The sequence below is a fragment of the Serratia sp. (in: enterobacteria) genome (assembly GCF_046715635.1).
Taxonomy (GTDB): Bacteria; Pseudomonadota; Gammaproteobacteria; order Enterobacterales; family Enterobacteriaceae; genus Chania.
Window position 1 is genome coordinate 1 of record NZ_JBKJYW010000099.1, and the last position, 8237, is coordinate 8237.

Consider the following 8237-nt stretch of genomic DNA (forward strand, 5'->3'; position numbering starts at 1 on the left):
TATGGCCGCGGCCCGGAAGAAAACTATCAGGACAGCCAGCAGGCCAACCTGATCGATATCTACCAGACCACGGTGGCCGAGATGTTCGAGCACTATCCGTTCCCACAAAACAACGGTAACCGCCAGCATGTGCGCTGGGCCGCGCTCACCAATCGTCACGGTACCGGCCTGCTGGTCAAACCGCAGCAACCGATCAACTTCAGCGCCTGGGTGTACACCAGCCAGAACCTGCATCAGGCACAACACACCAATGAGCTGCAACCGAGCGGTTATATCACCCTCAACCTTGACCACCAGGTGATGGGCCTGGGCTCCAACTCCTGGGGTAGCGAAGTCCTCGATTCCTACCGAGTTTATATGGCGCCCTTCCGCTACGGCCTGACTCTGATACCGCTGCAAGCCGGTAACGTCAGCGCCCAGGCGCTGGCCAGCCATGACTTTGCCAATGATTTCTTCACTCCAACCACCCACGAGGCCTGATCCATGCACGTATTAGACAACCTGGAGCAATTCAAAGTGGTTTACCGGGACGGCCGCAAATGGAACCGTTGTGTGGAAGCCATTGAGAACATTGCTAATATCCAAGACGGCGTGATGCACTCCATCGGCGACACGCTGGTCTATATGATTGAAGACGGCGTCACCCGCAACCGCGCGACCTTTGAAGGTAACCGCCGCTATTTCACCCTTCATTACTATCTCGAGGGCGGCGAAACGGTGGAGTTCGCGCAGAAATCCACCCTATCCCCCGTTGAGGCCTACCGCGATGAAACCGACCGCGAATACCTGCAAGGCACCGGGCAAACCTGCGAATTACGTGCCGGGCAACTGGCGATTTTTGACAACCAGGAAGCCTACCGTTTCCACGGCGATAACCGGGTAAGAAAAGTGGTGCTGCGGGTCACCATTGAGGATGGCTACATGTTGAACAAGTGATCCTGCTGATTATAACCGAGCGAGCCTTGATGCCTCGCCCTACTTCAGCTTTACCCTAATTAATTGGAGTTGCAGCTAGGCGGCAAGGGCGCTCATTCCCACGAGCTTACTGCGGTAAGTGACTGGGATGAGCGCCCGCAGACAACAACGCTGCAACTTCAAGTAAGACGGGTACAGACGCTCAATCCAGATTGAGTTCATCATTGATGTCGTTCATCGGAGGACGCTATGTCCGATTCTTTACGTGGCACGATTGGCAAGTTTGCCCTGTTGTCGATGACCTTTGCGGCGGTGTTCAACGTACGCAATATCGTCAACAACAACATTGAGCTGGGCTTGAGTTCAGCCCCGGTATTTTTGTTTGCGACCCTGGTCTATTTCATTCCCTTTGTGTTCATTATCGCGGAGTTTGTGTCCGCCAATAAGAACTCGGAGTCAGGAATGTACGACTGGCTAAAACAGCCTCTCGGCACCCGTGCGGCCTATATGGGGTCGTTCCTGTATTGGTTCGTCAACCTGTTCTGGTTTGTATCACTGCTGCCTAACGTAATTGCCTATGCGTCGTACGCCATTATGGGCCGCGAATACGCCTTTTCCCCGGTGATGGTATCGATTATCTCGATCGTACTGTTTGCCGCCACCACCCATATTTCCACCAAGGGGGCCAGTTGGCTGGGCAAGATTGCCGAAGTCGTGGCTTATGGGGTATTCGCCCTGTTTGCGATTTACGTGCTGGGCGCGCTGATGGCGCTGAGCGGCGATCACGTCCCGGCGCAGCCGATCACGCTGGAGGCGATGACGCCGACGGTGAACTGGGCAACATTAGGCATCATGTGCTGGATTTTCCAGGCAGCCGGCGGGGCAGAAACGGCGGCGGCCTATCTCAATGACGTCAAAGGGGGCCAGAAGTCGTTTATCAAGGTGATTATCATTGCCGGTGCGGTGATCGGCGGAATGTATGCCGTCGGTTCCCTGCTGGTTAACGTGTTTGTCGCGCGTGAAATCCTGACCTACGCGGGCGGTATGGTGGAAATCTTCACTGGAATGGCCAAGTACTTCGGCATTTCCGAAACGCTGGTGGGCCGCCTGGTGGGCATCGTGCTGTTTATCGCCATTTTTGGTTCGATGATGATGTGGACCTCCGCGCCGGTGAAGATCCACTTCTCCGAGATCCCGAAAGGCGTTTACGGCCAGAAAACCACCGAGCTGAACAAGCATGGCGTTCCGGTTCGTGCCGCATGGTGGCAATTTGCCTTCGTGTTCGTGATGTTGGTGGTTAACGGCTTTGGTTCCGAATCGGTACAGCAGATGATGAACACCGCCATCAACCTGACGGCGGGTACGGCGATGCTGCCGCCAATCTTCATCATGGTGGCCTACTTCGTGTTCCGCTGGAAGCATGACGATACGCCGCGCGAGTTCCGCATGGGGTCGCGTAAATTCGGCATGGGCGTGGTTTCGGTGCTGATCACCATTTTTGTGGTCAGTATGACGGCGTCGGCATTCCCACCGGGGGTCGATCTGATGAAAGCCTTCTTTATCAACGTCTGTATGACCGCGGTATTCTCGGCTCTGGCCTGGTGGTGGATTTCCCGCTTTGAGGCTAAACAGGTAAGAAATAAAGCGGCGCTGACCGAGCAGTAAGCAACATAAGGGGCGAACATACGCATGTTCGCCCCTGCGTATCACGGCATAAACGCCTGCAAACGCTGTATCTGTTGGCCATCGGTGTCAAAGTTCTCGTCAGCCAACCAACCTTCGAACGCACTACGCAGTTGCGGCCAGTTTTGGTCGATCATAGCGAACCAGTCGGTATCCCGGTTGCGGCCCTTGGTGACCAACGCCTGCAAAAAACGCCCTTCGTAGTGGAAACCAAAGCGTTGCGCCGCCTGCCTGGAAGGCGCATTCAGGCTATCGCATTTCCATTCACAGCGGCGGTAGCCCAACTCATCAAAGGTAAAGTGCAGCATCAGGTAAATCGCCTCAGTGGCGCAGGAGCGCTGCTTCATCAACGGTGACCAACAGACGTGGCCAATTTCCAACACCCCGCTGGCCTCTTCAATTCGCATAAAGGCCACCGTGCCGACGGGCCGATCGGTGGCTAAATCGAATACCACCAGATTCACCAGCGCCGGGTTGGCCTGCAGGTGTTCCAGATGCGCACGCAGTTCCTGCGGGCTATCTGGCCGCTCACTCATTAGATAAGTCCAGTCGCGTCCATCTGGCGCTAGCTGGTAAGCCGCAAACAGCGCGGCAAAGTCCCGCTCGGCATCCAACATCGCGAGGCGGCAAAATTTGCCCGTCAGCGTCACCTCCTGCGGCCGTGGCAAGGCATGCCATTGCACCAAGGGTTCACCCACCGGCTGACCATATTGATTTATCGCCATAAAAGTATTCCGTCTGGTTGCTGCAAAAACAGGTTATCCCAACAGCATATACCGATGCCAGATCGCATCCTATAGGCCAATTAACCTCACCGACTAGACCAATCAGCCACTGCTTGTTAGGCACAATAGTCAAGATGAATTGTTAATCAAATGATCTAAATCAAAAGCAATGTAAAGATAATGTTTTGAAACAGATGCTTTATTGTTTGTCTTCCCGGCCAAGACTTAAACTAAGATCACCATACCAGTAGCTTGCTAATTATTATTGGTACTGGCGTAACCTCTCCCTTTGCCCGTATTTACGGCCCAAGACAGCGGCCGCGCGGGCATTTCTGTGAAACATATTCAAGGTGGAATTATGTCTCGACAGCACTCTCCAGAACCGCCTAGGCGGAACTTTCTAAAGAAAACGCTGGCACTAATACCGCTGGCTGCCGCTGGGGGCACCGGCGTTTTGACGATGACGCCCCCACCAGCCTCGGCGGCGGGTGTCTCCTCTCACTATGTTCCCGCATATTTCAATAACGACGAATGGCGCTTCCTGCTGGCGGCCTGCGATCGACTGATTCCCAGCGATAGCAATGGCCCCGGCGCCGTCGAAGAAGACGTGCCGATATTTATCGATAAGCAGATGGAAACGCCTTATGGCCACGGCGGGCTGTGGTATATGCACCCGCCGTTTGTCCCTTCGGCCCCTGAGCTGGGCTATCAGTCCAAACTGACGCCGCGTGATACCTACCGCATTGGCATTCGCGGCCTCAATGCGCACTGCCAGCAGCAGTACCAGCAAGCCTTTGCGGATCTGGAGCATGCCCAGCAAGAGCAAATCCTGGCGGCACTGGAGAAAGGTGAGTTGGACGCCGAAGACCTGGGCGGCAAAGCCTTTTTCAACCAACTGCTGCAAAACACCAAAGAGGGTTATCTGGCCGATCCGCAGCACGGCGGTAACCAGTCGATGGCCTCATGGAAACTGATCGGTTTCCCGGGTGCGCGGGCGGATTACACCGACTGGGTTGACCATCCCAATCAACCCTATCCCCTTGGCCCGGTAAGTATCTCCAGCAAAAGGAATGCATAAATGAGCACGATAAAAAAGCCACCGGTAGACGTGGTGATTGTCGGATTTGGCTGGACCGGCGCCATTATGGGCATCGAACTGACCGAAACCGGCCTGAGCGTATTGGCACTGGAGCGTGGTGAGCAGCGCGATACCTACCCTGATTTTGTCTATCCACGGATTGCCGACGAATTGACCTATGGCATCCGTCTGAAACTGGAGCAGGAGATGGCGCACGAAACCGTCACCGTGCGCCACACGCCAGCGGATTTCGCCGTGCCTTATCGTCAGCTTGGATCCTTTTTGCCCGGCAACGGCGTTGGCGGTGCTGGCGTCCACTGGAACGGCATGCACTGGCGCGCCCTGCCCGCCGATCTGAAAATGCGTACGACGGTGACAGAAAAGTATGGCGACAAATGGGTGCCAGAAGGCATGTTGTTGCAGGATTACCCTCTCAGTTACACCGAGCTGGAGCCTTACTTCGATAAGTTCGAGCGGGTCTGTGGCACCGCAGGCAAGGCGGGTAACCTACAAGGTAACATCGTCAAAGGCGGCAACCCGTTCGAAGGGCCACGCACTAGCGAGTACCCCACCGCGCCCCTCAAACAGCTCTATTCTGGCTCGCTGTTTGGCAAAGCGGCCGAAGCTCTTGGTTATCATCCGTTCAGCATTCCAGCCGCTAACTGCTCCGAGCCTTATACCAATACCTACGGCGTGCAACTCGGCCCCTGTAACTACTGCGGTTACTGTGAGCGCTTCGGCTGCTTTATGTACTCCAAGGCGTCACCACAGACCACCATTCTGCCGGTGCTGATGAAGCGGAAAAACTTTGAATTACGCACCCAGTCGCAGGTCATCAAGGTCAATCTGGACAGCAGCGGCAAAAAGGCCACTGGCGTCACCTACGTCAACGCCCAGGGTCAACAGATTGAGCAGCCAGCAGATCTGGTGATCCTCAGCGCCTTCCAGTTGCATAACGTGCGTCTGCTGCTGCTCTCCGGCATCGGTAAACCTTATGACCCAGTCACCGGTGAAGGGGTCGTTGGCAAGAACTACGCCTATCAGATGAACAGCGGCATTTCGCTGTTTTACGACAAGGACACCCACTTCAATCCGTTTATCGGTGCCGGAGCCGCTGGCACGGTGATCGACGATTTCAATTCGGAAAACTTCGATCACAGCGCGCTGGGCTTTATCGGCGGCGCCTATATTTCCGCCACCCGTACCGGTGGCCGCCCGATCCAACAGATGTCGTTACCGCCGGGGACACCCACCTGGGGCAGCGGTTGGAAGCAGGGTATCAAAGATAATTATCAGCACTCGATGAGCATTGGCTCTGAAGGTTCGGTGATGCCCTATCGCGACTGCTATCTCGATCTCGACCCCACCTATCGGGATGCCTACGGGCTACCGCTGCTGCGCATGACCTTCGACTGGAAGGCTAATGAGATCAAAATGACCCAGCACATTACCAGCAAGATGGCGAACATCGCCAAAGCCATGCAGCCGAAACAGATGGCGATTTCGGTGATGGGCAACGGCTCGCACTATGACGTGCGCCCGTATCAATCCACCCACACCACCGGCGGAGCAATCACTGGCGACAACCCAAAAACCAGCGTGGTGAATAAGTACCTGCAATGCTGGGACGTACCCAACGTGTTTGTTACCGGAGCTTGTTCCTTCCCGCAGAACCTGGCTTATAACCCCACCGGGATCGTCGGTGCGCTGGCCTATTATTCGGCGGAGGCAATCCGTAATCAGTATCTGAAAAATCCCGGCCCGTTGGTACAGGCCTGATACGCTAGGAGAAGACGATGAAAGGATTAATCCCCTCGCTGCTGGCCTTGCTGGTATTAAGCGCCAGCGCTCAGGCCGCTGAGGATACCCAACTGGTCAGGCAAATCGCTCATGGTGAATATCTGGCCCGCGCCGGTGACTGTGCCGCCTGCCATACTGCGCCAGGTGGCATGGCGTTCGCCGGTGGGCTGAAGATGACCACCCCGGTTGGCGCGATCTATTCCAGCAATATCACCCCGGACAAGACCACCGGCATCGGTGCCTACACCCAACAAGAGTTTGCCGACGCCCTGCGCAAAGGCATTACGCGTGATGGTACTCGGCTGTACCCGGCTATGCCCTATCCCTCTTTCGCCAAGATCAATGATGAGGATATACGCGATCTGTATCTCTACTTCACCCAACGGGTAACGCCAGTCGCGCAGCAAAATCGGGCCAGCGATATCCCGTGGCCGCTGAATATGCGCTGGCCGTTGGCGATGTGGGACGGCATATTCCGTGAGGATGGCGTCTATCAGCCAGACGCTAACCAAAGCGCTCAATGGAACCGTGGGGCCTATCTGGTACAGGGATTGGGCCACTGTGGCAGTTGTCATACGCCACGCGGCATCGGCTTCCAGGAGAAGGCGCTGAATCAGACGGATGACGCCTATCTGAGCGGCGGGACGCTGGAGGGTTGGCACGCCGCCAGCCTGCGTGGCGATGCGATTAGCGGGCTGGGTAGTTGGAACGCGGCAGATCTGACCCGTTTCCTGAAAACCGGCCACAGCGACAGATTTGCCGCCTTTGGCTCCATGGTAAACGTGGTACAAGACAGCACTCAGCACCTGAGTAACGAGGATTTGCAGGCGATCGCCGCCTATCTGAAATCGCTGCCTGCGGGGGATGAGCAAAAAACGCCAACGGCCAACCAGCCGCTGGCACTCTACACCACCGACCCAGGTGGTCAGGCTTATCTGGACAACTGCGCCGCCTGCCATCGCAGCGACGGCCAAGGTTATCGCAATACCTTCCCGCAGTTGGTGCATAACCCGGCGTTGCTGGCGGAAGATCCGTCTTCTGTGATCAGCATCATTCTGCATGGTTCACGTACGCCGATGACTATAGACGCCCCTACCGGGCTAACCATGCCGGACTTTGGCTGGCGTCTGAGCGACCAGCAGGTGGCCCAGATTGCCACTTTTGTGCGCACCAGTTGGGGGAATAACGCCGCTCCGGTCACCGCCGATCAGGTCAAAGAAATACGGGAGAACAGCGCCGCCAAACCGTCCCAGCAGTAAACACCACAACGGGCGCAGCATTGCAGCGCTCCTACGTTTTGACTTGATCGTTGGTGTTACAGATTGTCTCTCATACCTGACTATAGCGCCGTACCTGCCCCCTCTCCTTTTTGGGGAGAGGGTTGGGGTGAGGGGAAACAGTGGGCACCGGCTCACCATTGATTATCCAAACAGTCGCAGCATGCAGCGCTCCTACGTAGCGAGTTTGATCTCCACAGATCTTGCTCCACACGGTTGCACCGCCCGGCGAAATCACCTTAAATAAGCTATCGCATTGAGGCTACAGGATTTCGGTCGTCTTTGACTGCTCCCCGCCCTAAAGGGCGAGGATACCCACTTCACAGAGCCGAACCTAAGCCGCGTGCTGCGATTCAGGATTTACAGGCTCTCTGTGGGCTAACACTGCCAGCCCGGCAGCTTTGATATTACGCGCCGCGTTGATATCTCGATCATGCTCAGCGCCGCACTCAGGGCAGTGCCAGTTACGAACATCAAGTGGCATTTTTTCCATGGTGAAGCCGCAACAGCTACAGCGTTTTGAGGACGGGAAAAACTGATCTATGGCAACGACAGAACGCCCAGACCCTTTCGCCTTGTACTGTAGCTGCCGCACAAATTCACCCCATCCGGCATCGGATATCGCTTTCGATAGTTTGGGATTACGGAGCATGTTTTTCACTTTCAGGGATTCAACGCAAACAACTTGGTTCTCGTTTATCAGTTTGCGGGACAACTTATGCAGGCTGTCCATTCGGCAATCAGCAATTTTAGCGTGGA

Annotated in this window: 7 protein-coding genes and 1 pseudogene; 6 read left to right on the forward strand and 2 right to left on the reverse strand. The window is 55.7% G+C overall.

The window, feature by feature from the left end:
- The 3 genes and pseudogenes from ebgA to ACLQ7H_RS04890 all read left to right on the forward strand — a co-directional run.
- Window positions 1-480: pseudogene (ebgA, locus tag ACLQ7H_RS04880) on the forward strand (beta-galactosidase subunit alpha); the annotation flags it as partial.
- Window positions 481-483: 3 nt separating this feature from the next.
- Window positions 484-936 carry a beta-galactosidase subunit beta gene (locus tag ACLQ7H_RS04885; protein WP_411751696.1) on the forward strand — a complete coding sequence of 151 codons (453 nt, stop codon included), beginning with the start codon at window positions 484-486 and terminating at the stop codon, window positions 934-936.
- Window positions 937-1164: 228 nt separating this feature from the next.
- A complete protein-coding gene (locus tag ACLQ7H_RS04890; protein ID WP_411751697.1) occupies window positions 1165-2580 on the forward strand; it encodes an amino acid permease in 1416 nt (471 codons plus the stop codon).
- Between the two features lie 41 nt (window positions 2581-2621).
- On the opposite strand, the gene ACLQ7H_RS04895 is transcribed toward ACLQ7H_RS04890, so the two are convergent.
- Entirely contained in the window at window positions 2622-3323 is a 702-nt protein-coding gene (locus ACLQ7H_RS04895) for a GNAT family N-acetyltransferase (RefSeq protein ID WP_411751698.1), read from the reverse strand.
- Window positions 3324-3681: 358 nt separating this feature from the next.
- Between ACLQ7H_RS04895 and ACLQ7H_RS04900 the strand changes: the two genes are divergently transcribed.
- The 3 genes from ACLQ7H_RS04900 to ACLQ7H_RS04910 are packed head-to-tail and all read left to right on the forward strand — an operon-like array spanning window position 3682 to window position 7460.
- The gene (locus tag ACLQ7H_RS04900) at window positions 3682-4401 is read left to right on the forward strand and encodes a gluconate 2-dehydrogenase subunit 3 family protein (protein ID WP_411751699.1); all 720 of its coding nucleotides are present in this window, start codon (window positions 3682-3684) and stop codon (window positions 4399-4401) included.
- Complete coding sequence (locus tag ACLQ7H_RS04905; RefSeq protein WP_411751700.1) at window positions 4402-6180, forward strand: GMC family oxidoreductase; 1779 nt, start codon at window positions 4402-4404, stop codon at window positions 6178-6180. It begins immediately after the preceding gene.
- Between the two features lie 17 nt (window positions 6181-6197).
- Complete coding sequence (locus tag ACLQ7H_RS04910) at window positions 6198-7460, forward strand: c-type cytochrome (protein WP_411751701.1); 1263 nt, start codon at window positions 6198-6200, stop codon at window positions 7458-7460.
- Between the two features lie 352 nt (window positions 7461-7812).
- On the opposite strand, the gene ACLQ7H_RS04915 is transcribed toward ACLQ7H_RS04910, so the two are convergent.
- Window positions 7813-8237 (reverse strand): RNA-guided endonuclease TnpB family protein (locus ACLQ7H_RS04915; protein WP_411751702.1); only part of this gene is annotated, 425 nt, incomplete at its 5' end.

What these genes read in the sequence shown, in the direction of transcription:
- ACLQ7H_RS04910 (WP_411751701.1), top strand. Translation starts at nt 6,198, where the DNA reads ATGAAAGGATTAATCCCCTCGCTGCTGGCCTTGCTGGTATTAAGCGCC.
- ACLQ7H_RS04885 (WP_411751696.1), top strand. Translation starts at nt 484, where the DNA reads ATGCACGTATTAGACAACCTGGAGCAATTCAAAGTGGTTTACCGGGAC.
- ACLQ7H_RS04890 (WP_411751697.1), top strand. Translation starts at nt 1,165, where the DNA reads ATGTCCGATTCTTTACGTGGCACGATTGGCAAGTTTGCCCTGTTGTCG.
- ACLQ7H_RS04905 (WP_411751700.1), top strand. Translation starts at nt 4,402, where the DNA reads ATGAGCACGATAAAAAAGCCACCGGTAGACGTGGTGATTGTCGGATTT.
- ACLQ7H_RS04900 (WP_411751699.1), top strand. Translation starts at nt 3,682, where the DNA reads ATGTCTCGACAGCACTCTCCAGAACCGCCTAGGCGGAACTTTCTAAAG.
- ACLQ7H_RS04895 (WP_411751698.1), bottom strand. Translation starts at nt 3,323, where the DNA reads ATGGCGATAAATCAATATGGTCAGCCGGTGGGTGAACCCTTGGTGCAA.